Below are 23,767 nucleotides of genomic sequence, written 5' to 3' on the forward strand. Positions count from 1 at the left end.
ACCGGTCTCAAGCTGACCGCCACCGGCTCCGTCGCTGAAGGTGGCGACATCATCTACACCGCCACGCTGACCAATCCGGCTGGCACCGAGATGAAGGTCACCCTGAGCAACGGTGAAGTGATCACCATTGCTGCAGGTCAGACCGAAGGCAGCATTACTGTTCCAGCTCCAGAAGACGACGTGTACGTCGATGCCGGTGAAGTCAGTGTCACCGTGACCGGTACTACTGGCGGCGACTTCGAGAAGCTGGCTGTGGATAACACCCCAGCCGTGACCGAAGTCACCGATACCATCGACACATCGACTGTCACTTTGACCGCTACCCCAAGCGTCACTGAAGGCGGCGTGGTCACCTACACCGCTTCCGTTACTGCGCCAGTGACCGGTTCTGCGCTGGTCATCAACCTGGCCAACGGCCAACAGATCACCATCCCAGTCGGCCAAAGCTCCGGCACCGTGGACTTCGTTGCACCGAACAACGTGCACACCACCAACCCGGATCTGACCAACAGCATCACCAGCACCACCGGCGGTAACTACGAGAAGCTGGACACTGCGGGCAACCCGGTGACCACCGTTACTGATGGTCCAGGTACTGATGACACTACTGGTCTCAAGCTGACCGCCACCGGCTCCGTCGCTGAAGGCGGCGACATCATCTACACCGCCACGCTGACCAATCCAGCTGGCACCGAGATGAAGGTCACCCTGAGCAACGGTGAAGTGATCACCATTGCTGCGGGTCAGACTGAAGGCAGCATTACTGTTCCAGCGCCAGAAGACGACGTGTACGTCGACGCGGGCGAAGTCAGCGTGACCGTGACCGGTACCACCGGTGGCGACTTCGAGAAGCTGGCTGTGGATAACACTCCGGCCGTCACCGAAGTGACTGACACCATCGATACTTCGACCGTCACCCTGACTGCGACTCCGAGCGTGACTGAAGGCGGCGTTGTCACCTACACCGCTTCGGTGACTGCGCCAGTGACTGGCTCCGCGCTGGTGATCAATTTGGCTAACGGCCAACAGATCACCATCCCTGTGGGTTCCAGCTCGGGTACCGTGGACTTCGTTGCACCGAACAACGTGCACACCACAAACCCGGATCTGACCAACAGCATCACCGGCACTTCGGGCGGTAACTACGAGAAGCTGGATACCGCTGGTAATCCGGTTACTACCGTTACTGATGGCCCTGGTACTGATGACACTACCGGTCTCAAGCTGACTGCCACCGGCTCCGTCGCTGAAGGCGGCGACATCATCTACACCGCCACGCTGACCAACCCAGCCGGCACCGAGATGAAAGTCACCCTGAGCAACGGTGAAGTCATCACCATCGCCAAAGGCCAGACCGAAGGCAGCATCACTGTTCCGGCGCCGGAAGACGACGTGTACGTCGACGCGGGCGAAGTCAGCGTGACTGTCACCGGTACGACCGGCGGTGACTTCGAGAAGCTGGCTGTGGATAACACTCCAGCCGTCACCGAAGTGACTGACACTATCGATACGTCGACTGTCACTTTGACCGCGACTCCAAGCGTTACCGAAGGCGGCGTGGTTACCTATACCGCCTCGGTTACTGCTCCGGTTACCGGCTCTGCGCTGGTGATCAACCTGGCCAACGGTCAGCAAATCACCATCCCTGTAGGTTCCAGCACCGGCACCGTGGACTTCGTTGCACCAAACAACGTGCACACCACAAACCCGGACCTGACCAACAGCATCACCGGCACCACCGGCGGTAACTACGAGAAGCTGGACACTGCGGGCAACCCGGTGACCACCGTCACCGACGGTCCAGGCACCGACGACACCACCAGCCTCAAGCTGACCGCGACTCCAACGGTCAATGAAGGCGGGTCGATCACTTACACCGCGACGCTGACCAATCCGGCCGGCACCGAGATGAAGGTCACCCTGAGCAACGGTGAAGTCATCACCATCGCCAAGGGGCAAACAGAAGGCAAGATCACCATCGATGCCCCAAGCGACGATGTCTACATCGACGCCGATAAGCTGAGCGTGACGGTCACTGGCACCACCGGTGGCGACTTCGAGAAACTGGCTGTGGATAACACCCCGGCAGTCACCGACGTCAAAGACACCATCGACACCAGCACCGTGACCCTGACCGCCAGCACCAACAGCGTGGTCGAAGGCGGCGTAGTGACCTACACCGCCAAAGTCAGCGCGCCTGTAACCGGCTCCGACCTGGTCATCAGCCTGGCCAACGGCCAGAAGATCACCATCCCTGTAGGTTCCAGCACCGGCACCGTGGACTACGTTGCGCCAAACAACGTACACACCACCAACCCTGCCCTGACCAACAGCATCACCGGTACCACCGGCGGTAACTACGAGAAGCTCGATAGCGCCGGCAACACCACCGTCACCGTCACCGATGGCCCGGGTACCAAGGACAACACCGGCCTGTCGCTGACGGCTACCGACACCGTGGCAGAAGGCGGCAAGATCACCTACGTGGCCAAGCTGACCAACCCGGCCGGCACCGAAATGAAGGTCACTTTGAGCAACGGTGAAGTCATCACCATCGCCAAGGGCCAGACTGAAGGCAAGATCACCATCGATGCCCCGAGCGACGATGTGTACATCGACGCCGGCAAGCTGAGCGTGACCGTCACCAGCACCACCGGTGGCGATTTCGAACAGCTGACCGTGAGCAACGTACCGGCAGTGACCAACGTCACTGACACCATCGACACCAGCACCGTGACCCTGACCGCCAGCACCAACAGCGTGGTCGAAGGCGGCGTGGTCACCTACACCGCCAAAGTCAGCGCGCCTGTAACCGGCTCCGACCTGGTCATCAGCCTGGCCAACGGCCAGAAGATCACCATCCCTGTAGGTTCCAGCACCGGCACCGTGGACTACGTTGCGCCAAACAACGTACACACCACCAACCCTGCCCTGACCAACAGCATCACCGGCACCACCGGTGGCAACTACGAGAAACTGGTCAGCACTGGCAACACCAGCACCACCGTCACCGACGGCCCGGGCACCAAGGACTCCACCAGCCTGATCCTGACCGCGACGCCGACCGTGGCTGAAGGTGGCTCGATCACTTACGTGGCCAAGCTGAGCAACCCGGCGGGCACCGAGATGAAAGTGACCCTGAGCAACGGTGAGACCATCACCATTGCCAAGGGCCAGACCGAGGGCAAGGTAACCATCGCCGCCCCTGGCGATGATGTGTACATCGATGCCGGTAACGTCAGTGCGAAAATCACTGGCAGCACCGGTGGTGACTTCGAAGAACTGAAGATCGACGGCTCGTCCGCCGTGACCAGCGTCACCGACACCATCGACACCACCAACCTGACCCTGAGCGCCACGCCATCGGTTGCCGAAGGTGGCAACATCATCTACACCGCGACCTTGAGCAACAAGGCGCAGACCGCGGTCACCGTGACCCTGAGCAACGGTGCGACGATCATCATCGACGCCGGCAAAACCACCGGCACTGCCAGCGTGCCGGCGCCAGCGGATGACGTGTACATCGATGCCGGCAGTGTCAACGCGACCATTACCGGCGCCAGCGGTGGCAACTTCGAAGACCTGGCAATCAGCAAGCAGCCAGCTGTCACCCAGGTGACCGATACCATCGACACCACCACCGTCAGCATCACCGGCACCACCTCGGTGGCCGAAGGTGACTCGGCCAACTACACCCTGACCCTGACCAACAAGGCGCAAACCGATGTGGTCATCAAGCTGACCTATACCGGTACCGCCACCAATGGTGCGGACTACACCGGCGTGGCCACCGTGGTGATCAAGGCCGGTAGCAACACCGGTACCTTCAGCGTGCCGATCATCCGTGACGGCATTGCCGAGAGCGCCGAGAACTTCACCGTGAAGATCGACTCGGCCACTGGCGGCAACTTCGAGAACCTGGCGATCAGCGGCAGCGCTGGCAGTGTCACCACCACCATTGTCAGCAACGAGGCACCGGTTGCCGCGGGCGGCGCCGTGACGGGTACCGAAGACACCGACCTGGTGCTGAGCTGGGCCAACTTCGGCATCACCGATGCCGACACCCCGGCAGCCAACCTGGGCCTGACCATCACCAAACTGCCTGCCGACGGCGTGCTGCAGTACAAAGATGGCAACGTCTGGAAAACCCTGACTGAAGCCGACGCTGGCAAGGTCTTCAGCAAGGCCGACATCGACGCTGGCAAGCTGAAGTTCGTGCCGGATCGCAACGAGTCGGGCATCGATGCCAACGGCGGCACCGGCGTCGGCAACAAAGAAGCCGACTACGCACAGATCAAGTACAAGCCAACCGACGGCCAGGGCCTGGGCAACGAAGCCACCATCAAGGTCGATATCACCCCGGTGGCCGACAAGCCTGACCTGAACATCGGCAGCAACAACGTCAACTCGATTGGCCTGGTCAAAGAGACCTGGAACAGCCTCAACGGCCTGGGCACCAACGGCAACGGCATCACCGGCGATGCGCTGAAAACTGTGTTCGACAACTCGGGCAAGGCCAACAGCAGCTCGCAGGTCACCAACGCCCAGTCGGACGCCAGCGTCGTCGGCGGTTCGGGCTCGAAGACCTCCGGCCTGATCTACCTCGAAGCGGGCAAGACCTACAGCTTCAGCGGTGTCGGCGATGACAGCCTGCTGATCACCATCGGCGGCAAGAATGTGGCCCAGGCGACCTGGGGCGCAGGCGGTGCGATCAGTGGTTCGTTCAAGCCGACCATCAGCGGCTACTACACCCTGGACATCTACCACGCCAACCAGAGCGGCCCGGGCAGCTATGACGTCAACCTGTCGGTCAACGGCAGCACCCCGGTCGACCTGAGCAACGCCAACATCCCGATGTACCCGGGCGTGAACGAGCTGACCAACGCCGGGGTTACCGTTGGCGAGCTGCACGGTGCCAACGGCGAGGGTTACTACCAGGGCTACAAGCTCAATGAAGGCGCCGAGAACGGCACCGTCAAGCTGGTCGGTATCGCCACCAACCTCACCGACACCGATGGCTCGGAAACCCTCAACGTCAAGCTCGGCGGTATTCCGGCAGGCTCGGTGCTCAGCGATGGCGCCGGCCACACTGTCACCGTCGGCAAGGGCGAAGTCGATGTCACCGGCTGGAACCTCAACGGCCTGAGCATCAAGCCGCCAGCCTACTACCAGGGCCAGTTCGATGTGACCGTCACTTCGCGGGCAACCGAGAAGGCCAACGGCAGCACCGACTTCACCCAGGGCACCATCAAGGTCACCGTTTACCCGGATACCTACACCACCAGCAACCTGACGGCCGAGAACGACAGCCGCGAGCTTGGCACCGGCAACGACATCGTCGTCGCCGACGTCAACGGCCTGCACGTGGTACCGGGGCAGGACTACAACCTGGCGTTCATCGTCGATACCTCCGGCAGTATGAAAGCCGCCGGTGTCGACGCTGCGCAAAAGTCCCTGCAGTCGGTGTTCGACACCCTGGCCAACAGCGTCAAGGGTGCGCAGTCGGGTACCGTGAACATCCTGCTGGTGGACTTCTCCAGCCAGGTGAACAAGTCAGTCTCGGTCAACCTGTCCGATGCCGGCTCGCTGCAAGCGCTGAAAGATGCGCTCAAGGCCATGTACTCCGACGGCGGCACCAACTATGAGGACGCCTTCAAGACCACGGCCAACTGGTTCCAGACCCTGAAGAATGCCGGCAACACCGGTAGCAACCAGACGTTCTTCATTACCGACGGCCAACCGACCTTCCACCAGGCCAACGAGCAAGGCAACCCGCAGCTGGCCAACTCCGGCTGGACCCTGGACAGCTTCCTCCAGGCGATCAACTACAAGCCTGGCGATACGCTGAACCGCTACCAGCTGGACAGCAACAACCGGGTCAGTATCGACGCCGACGGTAACCTCAATGCCCAGTACAAGTACTACGGCAGCTGGTACACCTCGACCTCGGGCACCATTCGTGCCCAGGGCGACGGCACCTTCGAGCTGTCCAGCCGTTCCGGTTGGGGCAATGGCACCAGCAACGACACCTGGAACAACTCGCTGGACGGCTTCAAGATCCTCAGCGGGCTGTCCAGCGTTGAAGCCATCGGCCTCAACAGTGGCGTCAACGTCAACGACCTCAAGCCGTTCGACAGTGACGGCAAGCCGCAGACCAACATCGACCCGAGCAAGCTGGCCGAGGCGATCCTCGGACACACCGAGGCCACCAAGCCGGGCAACGATACGGTCAGCGGCGGCGACGGCCACGACATCCTGTTCGGCGACCTGGTCAGCTTCGACTCGATCGCCGGCAATGGTGTCGAGGCCATGCAGGCCTACGTGGCCGGCAAGCTGGGCGTAGCCCTGGGTGACGTCGATGGCCGTGTGCTGCACCAGTACATCAGCGAGCACGTCAGCGAGTTCGATGTATCGCGCAGCAACGATGGCGCCGACATCCTCATCGGTGGCGACGGCAACGACATTCTCTTCGGCCAGGGTGGCAACGACTACCTTGATGGCGGCAAGGGCAATGACATCCTGCTCGGCGGTACCGGCAACGACACGCTGCTGGGCGGTGAAGGCAACGACATCCTCATCGGCGGCAAGGGCGATGACATCCTGATCGGTGGCAGTGGTGCCGACACCTTCGTGTGGAAGGCCGGCGACACCGGCAAGGACGTGATCAAGGACTTCAAGGCTGCCGAAGGTGACCGTCTGGACCTGAGCGACCTGCTCCAGGGCGAGAAGGCCAGCACCATCGACAACTACCTGAAGATCACCACGGTCAACGGCGAGTCGACGCTGCAGGTCAGCTCCGAAGGCAAGCTCAACGCCTCCGGCGGCCTGGCCAATGCCGATGTGACGATCAAACTGGAAGGCGTCAACTGGGCCAATACCACGATCAACTCGCTGGTAACCGGTGCCGACCCAACCATCAAGATCGACCACTCCAACAGCTGATCCACGGCCTGCGCCAGCCCTCCCGGGGCTGGCGCGGTGCTGCGGACTTTGCCTGCACCGTATTCACAGCGCATACTCGCTCGCCGGGGCTAGACGCCCGGCCAGCTTGGCCTATGCTGCTGACTGCGGATACGGACTGACATTCAGAGGGATACCCCATGTTCTACGTGCAACGCGATGCACAGGGCCAACTGGTCCGGGTAGAGGCCGCACCCTACGCCGAATACACGGAGATGCTCCCGGCCGACCATGCCGAGGTCCAGGAGTGGTTTGCCGACGACGTGGTCGAGAACAGCCTCAAGCAGCTCAAACAGAGCGACCTGGACATGATCCGGGTGCTTGAGGACTTGATCGAAGTGCTGACCACCAAAGGCGTGATCAGCATCACCGATCTGCCGCCCGGCGCCCAGGCCAAACTGCTCAGCCGCTCCAACGCCCGCCAGGTGCTGGGCGGGCTGACCAACCTGATCGACGACAGTGAAGAAAACGGCGGCCTGATCTGACCGCTGCAGGCCCGTTGCGGGCCTGCACGTCCTGCTTCAACGCCAGGGTGCCGGCTCGCCGACCAGGCGCCCCTGAACCCCCTGAATACCCATCTCGCGCAATACCTTGAGCTCACCTTCAGTCTCGACCCGCTCGGCAATCAGCGGCAAGTCGATGCTGTGCGCTGCGCGCTGGATTGCCTCGATGAACAGGCGCTTGTGCCGTTCGTGGTCGATGGCGCGAATGTAACTGCCATCGATCTTGAGGTAGGCCAGGCCCAGGTGCGCCAGGTTGCCGATCATGCTGAAGCGCCCACCAAAGCGCTGCAGGCTGAGGCTGAAGCCCAGGGCCCGCAGGCGCCGGGTGAGTTGCTCGAGCACGGCCTGTTCCGGCAGTTGCTCTTCGCCGATCTCCAGGGTCAGGCGCGGGCCGAGTACGGCGTTCTGGCCAAGCAGGTCATAGACCCGCTGCAATGCCTTGGGGTCGGCCAGGGTTGCTGCCGACAGGTTCAGGGCCAGGGCCTCCTTGTGGCTGTGCATGTGCTTGAGCACTTGCTCGAGCATCAGCACGTCGAGCCGCGCCGACCAGCCAAAACGCTCCAGCCACGGCAGGAAGCGCCCGGCGGCAATGGCCTGGCCCTGGGTATCGAGCACCCGCGAAATGACCTTGTAATGCAACACGCGCTCCGGCGCTTCACAGGCCACTACCGGCTGGAAAAACAACTGGAAACGCCCTTGCTGCAGTGCTTCATCCAGCAAGGAATGCCAGGCGTGGTGGGTATCGGCGGCTTGCGGCGCGGTGCCTTGCTCCAGGCACACCCAGCCCGGCTCCAGCTGGCTCTCGGCGCGGGCCAGGGCCTCGTCGGCGAGCTTGAGCAAGGCCTGCGGATCGTCGCCCGGGCTGTAGGGCGCCATGCCGATGCAGGCAACCGGGGTGACATCGCTGGCGCCGGTGTCGGCCAGGCTCTGCAGGGTCACTTCCAGGGCCTGGGCCAGCTGGATCGCCTCTTCGTGCACCAGCCCCGGCGCCAGCACGGCAAATTCGCCGCCGCGGCTGCGGGTGATCAGGTTGTTGGTTTCCGGATAATTGGCGCAAGTGCGTTGCAGTTGCTGGCCGACCGCCTGTAGCAACTGGTCGGTTCGCTGGCCGCCCAGGCGCTGGTTGAGCCCGGCCAGGTCCTTGACCCGCAGCAACAGCAGGTAGCCCGGGCGCGCCTCTTCGAGGTTGCTGACCAAGGCGTTGAGCTGCATCTCGAAATAGCGGCGGTTGGCAAGGCCGGTGAGGCTGTCCTGATACGACTCGACACGCAGCTTTTCACTGCGCTCGGCCTGCTCCTGGAAAAGCGCCTTGAGCTTTTCGACCATCTGGTTCATGGCCTGCACAACCCGGCGCAGCTCAGGGGTACGCGGCAAATCCGGCAGGCTGAGGAACTCACGCCGGGCAATGGCGTGGGACTGCGCCACCATGTAGTCCAGCGGCTTGAGCTGGCGACGCAGCAGCAAGGCGCCAAGCACCGCACTCAGGGCGCCACACAGCAACAGCCAGCCGAGGCTGCCCAACGCGCTCTGCCAGAGCTTGGCCAGGGCGAACATCGGATGGCTGACCACCTCGACCCGCGCCGCCTGCTGCCAGCCGCGGCTGACGATGGCATCGCCACCGGCCGCCTCCAGGCCGATCAGGCGGATGAACCAGGCCGGCACACCGTTGGGGTCGGGTTCGGCGTGGCGCTCGACAAGCAGGGCGTTGGACGCCGTGTCGATGACCTTGATGCTCGAATAGTAACCACTGTCGAAGATCGAGCTGACCATCAGCTCGACCATCGCCGGGTCGTCGATGTTCGGCGTCAGCGACAGCGCCAGCGCCGTGGCGGCGTCCTGGGCATGGGAGCGCAACTGGTTGACGTACTGGCTGCGTGAGCTCTCCAGGCTGACCATGAAGCTGCCGCTGAAGGCGACTACCAGGAACAGGCAGATGGCAAGCAGCAATTGTTTGAACAGTGACATCTGTGCTCCTTCAGTAAGCCGGCTCGGCGGGGAAGCCTTCGGCCTGCATCTTCTTCAATAGATCCTGCCAGCGCGACAAGCGCTTGGTGTCGCCGACCTTCTTGTTACCACCCGCACCGGTCAGCCACAGGCCTTCACCGTTGAAGGAATACACCGGCAGCAGGTCAGGACGCTGGCTGGCGGGCTTGATCGCATCGATCAGGCTGTCGAGTACCAACGGCATGGCCTCCGGGCTTGAATAATAGGTCAGGACCATGTGCGCGCGGTTCTGGCGCAGGGCCTTGACGTAGGTAATGCGCAGTTTTTCTGCCGGAACCCCGAGGCGCCGCAGGCTGAAGTACTTGGCGATAGCATAGTCTTCGCAGTCACCGGCGCCCTTGATCAGTGACTGTACCGGGGTTGCCCAGTAGTCCACTTCGCGCCACAGGTCGATGTCTTCGACATACCGCAGCTGCTGGTTGAAGAACTGGTTGACCACTTTCAGGCGTTCGGCCTCGCTGCCCTGCTTCTGGGTCGCCAGCAGGTTCTGCCAGGCATCAATGCGGCCCTGGCCAGGCCCCAGCGGGCCATACAACGACTGGGCACGGCGGCTGATCTGGGAGAAGTCCCAATCCGCGTGCAGGCCGCCCAGTAACAGGCAGCCGAGCACCACGGCCAGGCCGAGCCGGCGCAGGGTCAATTGAACAGCCCAACGTATCGCCAATGCGAATAATCCGCGCAGACCTGTGGAAAAACGCCGATGGTGCGGCCTCGACCCGGAAAAAACAATGGCACCTTACAATCATTGCGCCAGCAATCCGTTGACCACGGGCAACCCCCTGTCTGGCGAGGGCTGCAACCCGGCTTCCCTTGAACAAAAACTTCCTTCACGATAGCAAGCGCGCGGCCGTTGATTGCTGTTTACTTAATAAATAAGGGTTGGCGAACGCCGCTATTTGACAAGTATCCCTCCCCTAACTAGTGTTGCTGGATATTGGATCCAATTATTTCACTTCGACTTCAGGCAAAAACAGCGTGGCCGGAAAAACCAGACCCCTGAGCGAAATCCTGGGTGGCGAACAAGTGCCGCCACACCTGGCGCGTAGCGTAATTGAAGAGCGGCTGCGCAGTGCCATCCTCGATGGCCGCCTGCCCCCTGGGCTGGCCTTGCGCCAACAGGAGCTGGCAACCTTGTTCGGTGTCAGCCGCATGCCGGTCCGCGAGGCCTTGCGCCAGCTCGAAGCGCAATCGCTGTTGCAGGTGGTGGCGCACAAGGGCGCGGTGGTTGCGCCATTGATCGGCGAAGACGCCGTCGATACCTATGCCTTGCGGGTCATTCTGGAGTCCGAAGCACTACGCCAGTCGATCCCGCTGCTCGATGCCGACGACATTGCCCAGGCGCGCAGCTACATCACCCAGCTTGAAACCGAAACCCGGCATGCCGAGATCGGGCGCCTCAACCGCCTGTTCCACATGAGCCTGTACAGCAAGGCACCGAACCAGAAGCTGCTGCGCCTGATTGAAAACGAGCTCAACGAAGAAGAGCGCTTCCTGCGCTTCCACCTGTCATCGATGGGCCTGGGCAAGCTGACCCAGGACGATCACATCGGGCTGGTGGACGCCGCAAACGACAAGTCGGTTGAAGATGCCATCAGGATTCTCGAGCGCCACCTGAACAACGGGGCAAAAGCGATCAAGGCCTACCTGAACAGACCACCGGCAGAGTGAACCCACCGCCATCGCCGGCAATCCCGGCCATTGGCAGCTATTGCGCTCGGGGCACCCCTTGAGCGAAAGGAAAGGCAGTGCACGCTCCTACACTTCAGCGCAGAACCGTATCGGGCTCTGCCCAGCCGCCGCAGATCCGCCTGATCTGCCTTGCCTGCAGCCAGGATCATCTGAGCCAGTACCGTGCCTGGTCGGTGGCGCTCAACGACCATATCGAACTGGTGACCGTCAACGTGCTGGCCTACGGCGACCCGGTCCGTTCACTGCCCTTGCATGGCAACCCCACCCTGATCGACTCGCTGATCGAGCGCTTGCAGGTGTACCTGCGTAAACCCCACGCCTTGTTCGGCCAGGGCGCCGGGGCGCAATTGGCCCTGGCTCTGGCCCGGCACACCGAGCAACTGCACCCGGGGCAAACCCGCCACTTGTTTGTCGCCACCAGCGACAGCCCGCAGGCAGATTCGGCCGAAGCGGCCGCCGGGCTAAGCGTGCCGGTCACTGCGCTGTATCCGTCAGGATCGCTGCCGCGCATGCTCGGCTGGCACGATCACAGCGGCCGGGAGATCGAGCTGATCGAACTGCCCGACGCCGCGGGCGATGCGCCGCAACTCAACCAGCGGCTGATTCAAATCATCAACACCCACCTGGGCCTGCTCAGCCTCTGAGCCCTGCAAACGCAGGGATACCCTGCCCTCCAAGGGCGCGCCCGCGCCGCTGATTTGTCTCTTGCTGTTTCAGCCAGCCATGGCGGCTCTTGCATTTTCGGCACACTCTTACCCGCGCAGCGACCGCTGATCGCCCTCAGGCGGGCCAGGTCGTCTGCTTATCGCACACCTGTAGAAGGAGCCGCGCGCCGGGCAAGGACCGATATCGATCAGCTGCCCTCAAGAGTCAACCAGGTCCGACTTTTATTGTTTCAGTGCTCCGAGTGAGGCATTCACTCATGCAGTTTCAATTCTGACACTTGGTTGCCGGAAGGAGCACTTACATGCCAATAAAACTAACTATAAAAGTTTTATCCCGCCCACTCACACTTTAAAAACAAACACTGCAAATATAATTAACAAAGTTGTTGCCGATCACTTAAAAGTTGTTCTAACTTTTTAATGGCACGGGCCACCTCCACCGCCAGGCGCCCGTTCACCGAAGAAAACGATGCCAACTGCATCGATACGTCTGCCATTGCGCTGTTATCGAACAATTCAGTCGAGGCCCCTGCTCGGCCGCTGAAAACTTCGCCGCCGCCGATGAAAAGACATTAACCGGATGTTAGCCAGTGACCAGGAAACCCCATGAATACATTGACTTCGCTTCTTATCGCCCGCAAAGCCGAACTTGCCGCACACCCGATCTTTACTGAAATCGATTGTTTGCCGGTATTGCAACGGTTCATGGAAACCCATGTCTTCGCCGTCTGGGATTTCATGTCGCTGACCAAGCGCCTGCAGCAGGAGCTGACCTGTATCCAGTTGCCCTGGCTGCCACCGCTTGACCCGCACGCCGCACGCCTGATCAACGAGATCGTTCTTGGCGAGGAGTCCGACGACCGCCCCGGCCAGGGCCACTACAGTCATTTCGAGCTGTACCTGGACGCCATGCGCGAGGTCGGCGCCAGCACAGCGGCGATCGAGCGCTTCGTCAGCCTGCAGCGTGAAGGCGTGGGTTACGCCAGTGCCCTGCAGCGTGCAGGCGCCAGCGAGGCAGCCCGGCAGTTCGTCTGCCACACGCTGGAAACCGCCCTGGGCGCACCGGCCCATGGTGTCGCCGCAGCCTTTCTGCATGGCCGCGAAAGCGTCATCCCGACCATGTTCCAGCGCATCCTCGATGACTGGGGTATCAGCGGCGAACAGGCGCCCACCTTCCGTTACTACCTGCAGCGGCACATCGAGGTCGATTCCGAAGACCACGGCCCGGCCGCCGAGGCCTTGCTGGCAAGGCTGGTCAAAGGCGACCCGGTGCAACAACGCCAGGTGCTCGAAGCCGCCATTGCCGCCGTCGACAGCCGCATTGCCCTGTGGGACCGCTTGCGCCTGTCGATGCGTGAAAACGTCGTGGAGACCAGCGCATGAACGCCCTCGACTACACCTCCTGTGCCGAGGCCTGGGAGAGCCGGGCGACCATCCGCACCCGGCCACGACGCCTGGTCGAGGATGATCAGCGCCTGATCTACCCGCTCAGCCGCCAGCCGCTGGTGCTCAGCGAAACCTTTGTCCGCGCGTGCCCGCAGCAGCGCGATTTCGCCCTGGCCCAGAGCCTCTACAAGTTCATCAACGACGTGGTGATTTTCGAGACCGAGATCGTCGACCACACCGCCCGGCGGATCGCCAAGGACCGCTTCGCCATTCGCTTTCCGTTCGCCTGCCGCTATGACGCCATGACCGTGGTGGTCGATGAGGACTACCACGCCTTGGTGGCCATGGACTTCATGCACCAGACCATCGCCCTGACCGGCATCGAGCCGATTGCCCTGCCCCGGGAGATCGAGCTGAGCCGGGCGATACCCGCAGCCCTGGCGCTGGCACCGGAACATCTGCGCGACGCCCTTGAGCTGATTTGCGTGGGTATTGCCGAGAACACCCTGACGGACGACGTCGCCGCCTTTGCCCGCGATGACACGGTCAAGCCCTCAGTCAAGGGACTGATGGCCGACCACCTGCTCGACGAGGGGCGCCACTCGACCTTCTGGGCGCGGTTGGTACGCATCTACTGGCACAGCGCGCCGGAGGCGGATCGCCGGTGCATTGCCGACATCCTCCCGGTGTTTCTCACCCAGTACCTGACCAACGACATCCAGAAAGCCTTCGATTTCAGCCTGATCGAGCACCTGCCGATCGGCGAGACCGCGCGCCAAGCATTGCGCCAGGAGGTAACGGCGATGGCCTACCCGATCGATCACCGGCATCCGCTGCTGGGCAACATCCTGCGCCTGTTCCGCGCCAGCTCGATGCTCGATTCGCCTTGCGTACAACAGGCCCTGGCGCATTACCTGCCCGAACCAAGGAGAGCGCCATGAGACGCCTGCAAATCTGTCTGATCGGCACAAGCCCGGCATTGGCCCTGCTGCACCAGGAACTGCTCGACCATGGGCACGCGCTGTACCTGGCCGATAGCACCGCAGCCTTGCAGCATCGCCCGTGGCCCCGGCCACAGCTGCTCATCGATGATGGCAGCCTGGCGCTGAGTGCCAGCGATTGGCAGGGGCTTGGCGACTGCGCGTTGTTGAGCCTGCGCCTGGGGCTCAACCTGCACAGCACTGGCGAACTGCCGACACTTGAGCTGTTGTGCTGGACCGGCACAGCCACCGCGCAGCGGTTGATCGAGCGCCAGCCGCTGGCAGCGGAGGTGTCCGGCAATGGCCAGCAACTGCGCCGGAAGACCATCGACAGCCTGCAGCAAACCCTCGCGCTGCACGTCAGCCGTTTCTCGCGAAACCCCGACTACCTGCAGCAGGCAGCCGCCATCAGCCCCGGGCAGGAGGACCAGCAACAAGGTCTTGGCTGGCTGGAGCAACTGGCCTGGCTGCATCGCTACAACCAGCACGACAGCCTGCCATTGCTGGCAACTGGCGAAGTAGCGCTGATCGAGCGCCTGCAGCAGAGCCTGCAACTTCATGCCGAGCGCCCGGCGCTGAACCTCAACGGCCAGCGCATCAGCTATGCCCGACTGCACGCCCAGGCGGTCGCCATCCAGCAATTGATGGCCGGCTTGGCTATTGACGCCGACCCGCCAGTGATTGGCGTTTGCATGGGCAAGTCCGCAGCGCTCTACGCCAGCCTGCTCGCGGTATTCGGCTATGGGGCGGTGTACTTGCCGCTGGATCCTGCGCACCCGGCCGAGCGTCTGCGTTACATCCTCAAGAACGCCGGCGCCAGCCTGTTGCTGCATGACGGTCAAGTCCCAGTGGATGACTTGGCTGTGAAAAGCCTCGACCTGCGCCAGTTGCCCGCAGCGTTGGCGCAGCCGTTGCCGTCATTACTGCGCCAGCGACCGGCGCCAGACGCCCCGGGCGTGGCGATCTACACCTCGGGCACCACCGGCCAGCCCAAGGGCGTGCTGCTCAGCCAGCGTAACCTCAGCCACTTCCAGGCCTGGTACAGCGCTCACGTGCAACTCGATGAGCACAGCCGGGCATTGCAGTTTTCGACCATCGGCTTCGATGCCTCGCTGCTGGACATCCTGCCCACCTGGGTCGCCGGCGGGGAACTGGTGGTGCCCACGCAAGACCAGCGCCGCGACCCGGCTCAATTGCTGGCGCTGATGCGCGAACAGCACGTCACCCACGCCTTCCTGCCGCCGGCACTGCTGAGCATCCTGCCGCGCGATCAAACCCTGGAGTTGAAGCACCTGGTCACCGGTGGCGACGTCTGTGAACCGGAGGTAATTGCACGCCTGGCCGGGCAGTGCCAACTGCACAACATCTATGGCCCGACCGAGACCACGGTACTGGCCACCACCCGGGTGTTCAACACTGGCGACAACAACCGCGACCTGGGCTGCCCGATCGCCAACACGCGGGTGCTGATCCTCGACGAAAACCTGCAACCGGTGATCGAAAACTGCCCCGGTGAGTTGTACATCGCAGGGCCGGGCGTGGGCTTGGGCTATCTGAACAATCCTGCCCTGAGCAACGAGCGCTTCCTCAACCTCAGCCCAGGCGACAGCAGCCTGTTGCGCGTGTATCGCACCGGCGATATCGGCAAATGGACGGCCGAGGGTATCGAGCTTTGTGGCCGGCGCGACAACCAGGTGAAGATTCGCGGCTTTCGCGTCGAGCCCGAAGAGATCGAGCACTGCCTGCGCAGCAGCGGCCTGTTCCGCCAGGTGGCGGTGATCATCGATGCCCAGCGGCGGATCCTGGCGTTCTGCGCGCAAGCCACCGGTGATGACAGCGAAGCGGCCCTGCGCCAGCACGCCGAGCAAAGGCTGCCCGACTACATGCGCCCGGGTTTCTATCAGCAACTGGCGCAGATGCCCTACACCGCCAACGGCAAAGTTGACCGCCAGGCGCTGGCGGCACTGCCGCTGGGTTTGGCGCCGAGCCGGCATCACTTCGGTCCGCTAACCCCGGTCGAAGCGCAGCTGGTTGGCCTGTGGAGCACGCTGCTGGAACTGCCCGAGCAGGACATTTCCACCGACGCCAGCTTCTTCAGCCTCGGTGGCCATTCGATCCTGCTGTCGCGCCTGTTGCTGGCCATTCGCGAACAGTTCGGCCGCGGCATTGCGATCAACCGCTTTATCGAGATGCCGACAGTGCAACGCCTGGCCACCCTGGTCAGCGGTGAGCAGGCACAGCTGCCTGGCCTCGACCCGCAAGCTGAACGCGACGCCTGCCGCGAACTGGGCTTGCAGGTGCTGCCAGTGGCGCAACTGGGCGATGTGCACAAGGTGATCGTCACCGGCGCCAACAGCTTTCTTGGCGTGCACCTGGTCGAAGCGCTGCTGCAATGGGGCGCCAGCGAAGTGGCCTGCCTGGTGCGCGCAAACGCCAGTCAGTCAGCCGAGCAACGCTTTAGCGCGGCGCTGGTAGAGAACGGCTTGCATGGGCTGGACATGAGCCGGGTGAAAGTCTTCGCCGCCGACCTGCGCCAGCCGCGCCTGGGCCTGGCCGAAGCCGACTACAACTACCTCGACAGCGAGTACGGCGCGCTGTTGCACAACGCCGCGCAGGTCAACCATGTACTGGATTACCAGAGCCTCGCCGCCGACAACGTCGAACCGCTGTTCGAGTGCCTGCGCCTGTGCGAAGGCCGGCGCAAGAAGGTCTTCAATTTCATCTCGACCCTGTCGGCGTGCAGCGCCATCGACGCCGACGGCCAGGTGCTCGAACAAGACCCGGCCACCACCCCGCCGATCTATATCCGCAACGGCTACAACCTGAGCAAATGGGTGGGCGAGCGCATCCTTCAGCGCGCCCGCGCCCAGGGCGTGTGGGTCAACCTGTACCGCCCCGGCAACATCACCTTCGACAGCCGCAATGGCATCTGCCAGCCCCAGCGCAACCGGTTGATGCTGATGCTCAAAGGCTCGCTGCAACTCGGCCAGGTGCCGGCGCTGGAGCTCAACTTCGACCTGATGCCGGTGGACTTTCTGGCCCGCTTCATCGCCTTCCACAGCAGCCGCTACCAGCCCGAACGGGCGGTGTTCAACCTGCACAACCCCGAGCCTTTGAGCTGGCGCGATTACGTCTCGGTGTTCCGCGACAGCGGCAGGCCATTCGAGCTGGTCAGCGTTGAGCAGTGGCAGCGGCAGTTGCAGCGGGTCGACCGCGACAACGCCCTGTTCGATGTGCTGGGTTTCTACCTGGACGGCTTTGAGGAAGACATCGGCGACATCTCGCGAATCCAGCACGACAACGCCCGCGCCGGCGTCCAGCGCATGGGCGCCCGTTACCCGCGCAAAACCCCGCAGCTGCTGCAACGCGGCTGCCAGTACCTGCACGACATCGCCTTCATCTGAGCAGCTTCAACCCAACCAGGAGAGACACCATGCAAGCACTGCAACCCGACACACTTATCCATAACCCCGAAGGCTGCCACGTAGTGGCCAGCGTCGAGATCGCCAGCGATGCCGCCAGCGTCTGGAACATCGTCGGCAACTTTGCCGGCTTCCCGGTGTTCATCCCGGCCCTGGCGCACATCGAGATGACCGGTAGCGGCGTACGCTCGGTGCGCAAGAAGCTGTTCAAGGACGGCAACGTGGTCATCGAGCAGCTCAACAGCCGCGACGACCAGGCCATGTACATGACCTGGAGCCTGATCTACACCAGCCTGAACATCGGCAACCTGTGGGCGGCGATGCAGGTCGAGGCGCTGGGCGAGCGTCAGGCGCGGGCGACCTGGACCATCCAGGCCGAGCCATGGCAAGGCGGCAGCGAGGCAATGCCTGGCTTTCAGGCGTTTTTGCAGGGGTTTGCCGATGAGGCAATGAACAATGTGAAGAATTTGCTGAGTTAAACCCGATCGCGGGGCAAGCCCGCTCCGGCAAGAGCGAGCTTGCCCTGATCAACAGTTGCAAAATATTCCAAGGATGCCAACAATGAGACTAATTATCATTTATGACCCCTTCAGCAGCGCACCTTCATGCCCTCTCGAGAGTCCGTGCACACGCTTTACAGCCATCACCACGGCTGGCTGAACACCTGGCTGCGCAGCAAGCTGGGCAACGCCGCCGATGCCGCGGACCTGGCCCAGGACACTTTCGTGCGCCTGTTGCAGCGGCGTGAACTGTTGGAGCTGAACGCCCCCCGGGCATTCCTGCGTACCATCGCTCGCGGCCTGGTGATCGACCACTGGCGCCGTGAGGAGCTGCAGCGCGCCTACCTCGAAGCCCTGGCGCATCTGCCAGAGGCCGAAGTGCCTTCGCTTGAAACCCGCGAACTGCTGCTGGAGCTGCTTGAGCGCATCGCGCAGATGCTCGACGGCCTCAAGCCGAAAGTGCGTCGCGCGTTTCTCCTGGCCCAGTGCGAAGGCTTGAGCCACAAGGACATTGCCGAACAGATGGGCGTGTCGCTGCGTTCGGTTGAGCGCTACGTGGCCGATGCGCTCTATCATTGCTACCTGCTGCGCTACGAGTCAGAGGCGTAAGCCGTCATGACCACCCTCAACCCCGGCCCGCGCGCGGTCAAGCAAGCCATCCACTGGATGCTCAAGCTGCGCGAAAGCGGCCACAACGCGCGGCTGCAGCAGCAATGCGAACAGTGGCGTGCAACCCATCAGGAGCACGAGCTGGCCTGGCAACGAGTGCAGTCGCTGCAGCAGGAACTCAACCTGCGCGCCGTGCCAGGGGCCAGTGTGGCCTTGCAGACCCTTGAGAACAGCAGCCAGCGCCTGCAACGACGCCAGGCCCTGAAGCTGCTCAGCGGCGTGCTTGTGCTCGGCTCGGCGACCTGGCTGGGTAAGGACCTGCAGCTAATCAGCCCCTGGACTGCGGATTTCGCCAGCGCCACCGGCCAGCGTCGCAGCGTGCGCCTGCCCGATGGCTCGCTGCTGCAACTGAACACCAACAGCGCCGCAGACCTTGCCTTTGAGGCCGATCAGCGCCTGATTCGTCTCAAGCACGGCGAGTTGATGCTGACCTGCGCCAAAGACACAAGCACCCCGGCTAGACCGTTGCTGGTCAGCACCCGCGAAGCCTTGCTGCAAGGCTTCGACGGCCGCTTCGTGGTGCGCCAGGACGACGACTGCACCCGCGTCAGCGTCAGCCAGGGCAGCGTCGCCATCCACTCGCCAGGCCCGATGCAATGGATTCACGCCGGCCAGAGCTATCGCCTCGATGCCCGCGGCGCGACCCTGCTGCACAATCAGGACATGGATGCCGGCGCCTGGGCCGAAGGGCTGATCGTCACCCGCGACATGCGCTTGGGTGATTTTCTCGCTGAAGTCGGGCGCTATCGCCATGGCTATGTCAGCTGCGCCGACGACATTGCCGACTTGCGCCTGTCAGGTGTGTTCCGCCTTGCAGACACCGACAAGCTGTTGCAACTGCTGCCGCAGACACTGCCGATCAAGGTCAGCTATCGCACCCGCTGGTGGGTGCGCCTGGAACGGCTGGCCTGAGGTGTTTTTTTTTGGCGGGTTTTACCCACGAGTCCGGCTAGGACAGTAAGCGACTCTTTCTGCCCTTACCGACTCTACGGATGCTCTCCATGCGTAATGCTTCGCCCCTGTTGCGGCTCAACAAGAAGAATGATTTTCAACCTTCCTTAGATTCTGCCTGTTCCAGTTCCCTCGGCAAGGCCATCCGCGCCGCGCTGCTCGGCACTGCCCTGGGCATCACTGCGGTGCCGGCAATGACACTTGCATCACCAGCAGGCAGTGTCAGCCAGCAGTACAACATCCCTGCCGGCTCCCTGGATGAGGTGCTCAACCAGTTCGCCCGCCAGGCTCAGATCACCCTGTCGAGCACCCCGCAAATGACCCAGGGCCTGCAGTCGCCGGGACTGCAAGGCAGCTACGCCACCGACCAGGCGCTGCGCCAGTTGCTCAACGGTTCGGGCCTGGAGGCCCTCAGCCAGGATGGCGGCAGCTATGTGCTGCGGGCTCAGGCACAGGACGCCGCGCTGTCGCTGCCTAGCACCGAAGTGCGTGAGTTCGCCCTGGGTAACGCCCTGGGCAGCATGGAAGGCTACAACGCCACTCACAGCCAGGTTGCGACCAAGACCAGTGCGCCGATCCTGGAAACCTCGCAGTCTGTATCGGTGGTGACCCGTCAGCAAATGGACGACCAGGGCTCGCAGACCGTGGCCCAGGCCATGCGCTACACCCCGGGCGTGCTGACCAACCCTTATGGTGCGACACACCGCTACGACTACGTAGCCATGCGCGGCTTCAACGACGGCTCTGTGGATAACATCTACCTGGACGGCCTCAAGTCCATGGGTGACAGCGGCACCTACAGCACCATGCAGGTCGATCCGTACTTTCTTGAGCGCGTGGACATCCTCAAGGGGCCATCTTCGGTGCTCTATGGCCGCAGCTCACCCGGCGGCCTGGTCGCCCTGACCAGCAAGAAGCCACTGTACGAGGCCTACCATCAGGTACAGGCCACTGTTGGCACCCAGGGCCAGCGTGGTGTCGGTTTCGACTTCAGCGGCCCGCTGGATGACGACAAGCGCATCGCCTACCGTCTGGTGGGCCTGGCCGATCAGTCCGACACCCAGTTCGACCACAACGAGGAAAAACGCTTCGCCCTGGCCCCGACTGTCAGCATCAATTTCAGCGAAGACACCTCGCTGACCCTGCAGGCCTACCTGCAGCACGACCCCGACGGCGGCTATCACGGCGGCGTGCCGGCCGATGGCGCGCTGCACCAGCGCAATGGCCAGCGCATCTCCGATCACTTCTTCGAAGGCGAGCCGGGTGTCGACCGCTACGAGCGCGACCAGCAGTCGTTCGGCTATCAGTTCGAGCATCGCTTCAACGACGTCTTCACCGCGCGGCAGAACTTCCGCTACCTGGACTCGACGGTGAAAATGGACCAGGTGTATGCCTGGGGCTGGACCACGCCGACCAGCAACGAGCTGAACCGCTACTACACCGGCGGCGATGAAAAGCTCCACGCGTACATCATCGACAACATGCTCCAGGCCGAATACTTCACCGGCAGTGCCAAGCACACCACCCTGCTGGGCCTGGACTATCAGCGGCGCAAAACCGTGGTCGACTGGCGCAGTGGCTCGCTGGCGCCGATCAACGCCTTCGACCCGCAATACGGCAACTCGCAAATCACCTACTACAACCCCACCAGCTACCTGCGTCGGCTGCAGCAGACCGGCGTGTACCTGCAGGACCTGATCGAGCTCGACCAGTGGCGCTTCTCCCTGGGCCTGCGTCAGGACTGGGTGAAGACCTCGGACGAGAACCGTATCGCCGAAGCCAGCCGCCCGCTGGGCACCAGGATCAGCGACCAGCGCACCAAACTGACCGGCCGCGCCGGCGTGCTGTACCTGTTCGAAAACGGCATTGCGCCGTACATCAGCTATTCCGAGTCGTTCAACCCCAACTCCTACGCCGACCAGGCCGGCAATCCGCTGGCGCCGACCGAGGGCACCCAGTGGGAAGCCGGCATCAAGTACCAGCCACCGGGCACTGACAACCTGTTCACCGCTTCGGTGTTCCGCATCGAGCAGGAGAACCTGGCCTCCAAGCTGCCGCAGGAAGAGTTCTATCGTCCTGTAGGCCAGGTCCGTTCCCAGGGCCTGGAGCTGGAAGCCCACATGCAGGTCACCGACAACCTGAAAGTGCTCGGCAGCTACACCTTCACCGACATCGAGTACGCCAAGTCGATGCCAAGCACGCTGTTCGGCAGCGACCTCGACAACAAGGGCAACTCGCCCACCCAGGCACCGCGACACATGGCCTCGCTGTGGGCTGACTACAACTTCCGCCAGGGCGCCCTCGACGGCCTGCGCCTGGGCGGCGGTGTGCGTTATGTCGGCTACAGCTGGGTGGATGCCGAAAACACCATGAAGGTGCCCTCCTACACCCTGTTTGACGCTTCGGCTGGCTATGACCTGGGCAAGGTCGGGCTCAAGGGCGTGGATGTGCGGCTCAATGCCAACAACCTCACCAATGAGAGCTACATCGCCTCCTGTGCCAGCCTGAGTTACTGCTACATGGGCGAAGAGCGCAATGTCAGCGCCACGGTCAGCTACCAGTTCTGACCTCACCTGTATGAACGCCAAAGCCAGCACCTGATTCCGGGGGCTGGCTTTGTTGTATCTGGCGACTTATTCCGGACCTTTACCCATGCGTCAGCTTTACGTACTGCTTCACCGCTACCTTGGCCTGATCACTGCGCTGTTTTTGGCCATGGCGGGCCTAACCGGCAGCGTCCTGGCCTTTCATCACGAACTGGATGAATGGCTCAACCCGTCCTTCTATGAAGCGCCCACCGTGGGTGAACGCCGGCAACCCGGGGTGCTTGTGGATAAGTTGCAGGCCGAGCATCCGCGCCTGCAAGTCTGGTACATGGAATACCCGAACGAGCCCGGGCATGCGGCGCTGCTGGCCATGGTGCCGCGCAATGACCCAGCCAGCGGCGAGCCCTATGCCGAGAAGAACACGGTGTTCTATCTCGACCCCGTCAGTGGGTTGACCCTGGGCCAGCGCTACTGGGGTGAATGCTGTTTCTCCCGCGAGAACTTCATGCCGTTCATGCTCGAGCTGCATTACAGCCTGACCCTGCCCGGCAACTGGGGGATTCTGCTGATGGGTGTGGTGGCGATCATGTGGGTAATCGACTGCTTTATCGCCGTGCTGCTGACCCTGCCGCGTGGGCGGCCGTTCTGGGGCAAGTGGGCGAAAGCCTGGAAGATCAAGGGTGGCCATGCCTATCGGCTGAACATGGATATCCACAGGGCGGGCGGTTTGTGGTTGTGGCTGTTGCTGCTGCCGATTGCGATCAGCAGCGTCGCGATGAACCTGCCGGCCCAGGTGTTCAAACCGGCGGTGTCACTGTTTTCACCGATTGAGCCAAGCGTCTATGAAGCCCGTGGCGGGTTACCCAAGGAACAACTGGGGGTGACCCAGCTGAACTATCAACAGGCCTACCAGCTGGCGCAGCAGGAAGGTCAGCGGCTGGGGCTAACGGCACCGATCGGTGAGCTGTACTACAGCTTCGAGTACAACTTCTATGGTGCGGGGTTTGGCCAGCACGATACCGATGCCCAGGGTAAGTCCTGGTTGTTCTTCCACGGCACTGACGGGCATTTGCTGGGCAAGGAGATTGCCGGGCAAGGCACCTTGGGGGAACGCTTTTACCGCTTGCAGTTACCCATACATGGCGGGCGCATCATCGGCATGACCGGCCAGGTGTTGATTGCAGTGTTGGGAGTGATGATTGCGGTGCTGTCGCTGACCGGGGTGTATATCTGGTGGCGCAAGTTGCAGGCGCGGCGCAGTGGCAAGGTGCGAAGAGCTGGGTAAGTCAGCGGCTGTTCTGGGGCTGCTATGCAGCCCATCGCTGGCAAGGCCAGCTCCCGACAGGTCCCTGAAAGACAAAACCCCTGTCTGCAGGGCAGACAGGGGTTTCGGAATGAATCTTGACGATGACCTACTCTCACATGGGGAAACCCCACACTACCATCGGCGATGCATCGTTTCACTGCTGAGTTCGGGATGGGATCAGGTGGT

14 protein-coding genes and 1 rRNA gene are annotated in these 23,767 nt (G+C 62.5%); 12 read left to right on the plus strand and 3 right to left on the minus strand.

Translation table 11 applies throughout. The annotated features are described in order from the left end of the window. Nucleotides 1–6,942, plus strand: a 6,942-nt coding sequence (locus tag ACIOVF_RS27680) for an immunoglobulin-like domain-containing protein (RefSeq protein ID WP_401294120.1), incomplete at its 5' end; no start/stop codon positions are given. Between the two features lie 158 nt (nucleotides 6,943–7,100). Then, a complete protein-coding gene (locus tag ACIOVF_RS27685) occupies nucleotides 7,101–7,445 on the plus strand; it encodes a hypothetical protein (RefSeq protein WP_045197926.1) in 345 nt (114 codons plus the stop codon). A gap of 36 nt (nucleotides 7,446–7,481) precedes the next feature. On the opposite strand, the gene lapD is transcribed toward ACIOVF_RS27685, so the two are convergent. Beyond that, on the minus strand, nucleotides 7,482–9,428 hold the full coding sequence (lapD, locus tag ACIOVF_RS27690) for a cyclic di-GMP receptor LapD (RefSeq protein ID WP_195885404.1): 1,947 nt from the start codon (nucleotides 9,426–9,428) through the stop codon (nucleotides 7,482–7,484). 10 nt (nucleotides 9,429–9,438) lie between these two features. Beyond that, nucleotides 9,439–10,131, minus strand: coding sequence for a cysteine protease LapG (lapG, locus tag ACIOVF_RS27695; RefSeq protein ID WP_045197930.1), 693 nt, complete (start codon nucleotides 10,129–10,131; stop codon nucleotides 9,439–9,441). Between the two features lie 311 nt (nucleotides 10,132–10,442). Here lapG and ACIOVF_RS27700 point away from each other — a divergent pair, with 311 nt between their 5' ends. The 10 genes from ACIOVF_RS27700 (at nucleotide 10,443) to ACIOVF_RS27745 (ending at nucleotide 23,560) form a co-directional block, all read left to right on the plus strand. Then, on the plus strand, nucleotides 10,443–11,135 hold the full coding sequence (locus ACIOVF_RS27700) for a GntR family transcriptional regulator (RefSeq protein ID WP_195885403.1): 693 nt from the start codon (nucleotides 10,443–10,445) through the stop codon (nucleotides 11,133–11,135). Between the two features lie 77 nt (nucleotides 11,136–11,212). After that, the gene (locus tag ACIOVF_RS27705; RefSeq protein ID WP_045197933.1) at nucleotides 11,213–11,800 is read left to right on the plus strand and encodes a thioesterase domain-containing protein; all 588 of its coding nucleotides are present in this window, start codon (nucleotides 11,213–11,215) and stop codon (nucleotides 11,798–11,800) included. 627 nt (nucleotides 11,801–12,427) lie between these two features. Then, complete coding sequence (locus ACIOVF_RS27710) at nucleotides 12,428–13,204, plus strand: DUF3050 domain-containing protein (RefSeq protein WP_093377496.1); 777 nt, start codon at nucleotides 12,428–12,430, stop codon at nucleotides 13,202–13,204. Then, nucleotides 13,201–14,148: a diiron oxygenase gene (locus ACIOVF_RS27715; RefSeq protein ID WP_195885401.1), complete on the plus strand. Its 948-nt coding sequence runs from the start codon at nucleotides 13,201–13,203 to the stop codon at nucleotides 14,146–14,148. The genes ACIOVF_RS27710 and ACIOVF_RS27715 overlap by 4 nt, the downstream gene beginning before the upstream one ends. Beyond that, entirely contained in the window at nucleotides 14,145–17,591 is a 3,447-nt protein-coding gene (locus ACIOVF_RS27720; RefSeq protein ID WP_401294126.1) for an amino acid adenylation domain-containing protein, read from the plus strand. Before ACIOVF_RS27715 ends, ACIOVF_RS27720 begins: the two co-directional genes overlap by 4 nt. Before the next feature lie 29 nt (nucleotides 17,592–17,620). After that, nucleotides 17,621–18,088, plus strand: a complete 468-nt coding sequence (locus ACIOVF_RS27725; RefSeq protein WP_401294128.1) for an SRPBCC family protein — start codon at nucleotides 17,621–17,623, stop codon at nucleotides 18,086–18,088. A gap of 126 nt (nucleotides 18,089–18,214) precedes the next feature. After that, complete coding sequence (locus ACIOVF_RS27730) at nucleotides 18,215–18,718, plus strand: sigma-70 family RNA polymerase sigma factor (protein ID WP_093377508.1); 504 nt, start codon at nucleotides 18,215–18,217, stop codon at nucleotides 18,716–18,718. A gap of 6 nt (nucleotides 18,719–18,724) precedes the next feature. Further along, entirely contained in the window at nucleotides 18,725–19,690 is a 966-nt protein-coding gene (locus ACIOVF_RS27735) for a FecR domain-containing protein (RefSeq protein WP_401294132.1), read from the plus strand. 233 nt (nucleotides 19,691–19,923) lie between these two features. Then, nucleotides 19,924–22,296 (plus strand): TonB-dependent siderophore receptor, encoded by a 2,373-nt coding sequence (locus ACIOVF_RS27740; RefSeq protein ID WP_401294135.1) that lies wholly within the window; start codon nucleotides 19,924–19,926, stop codon nucleotides 22,294–22,296. Between the two features lie 85 nt (nucleotides 22,297–22,381). Continuing rightward, nucleotides 22,382–23,560: a PepSY domain-containing protein gene (locus tag ACIOVF_RS27745; RefSeq protein ID WP_093377521.1), complete on the plus strand. Its 1,179-nt coding sequence runs from the start codon at nucleotides 22,382–22,384 to the stop codon at nucleotides 23,558–23,560. 114 nt (nucleotides 23,561–23,674) lie between these two features. On the opposite strand, the gene rrf is transcribed toward ACIOVF_RS27745, so the two are convergent. Then, nucleotides 23,675–23,767, minus strand: a 5S ribosomal RNA gene (gene rrf, locus ACIOVF_RS27750); the annotation flags it as partial.

Origin of the sequence: Pseudomonas sp. NPDC087612, from assembly GCF_044743505.1 — a bacterium.
Taxonomy (GTDB): Bacteria; Pseudomonadota; Gammaproteobacteria; order Pseudomonadales; family Pseudomonadaceae; genus Aquipseudomonas.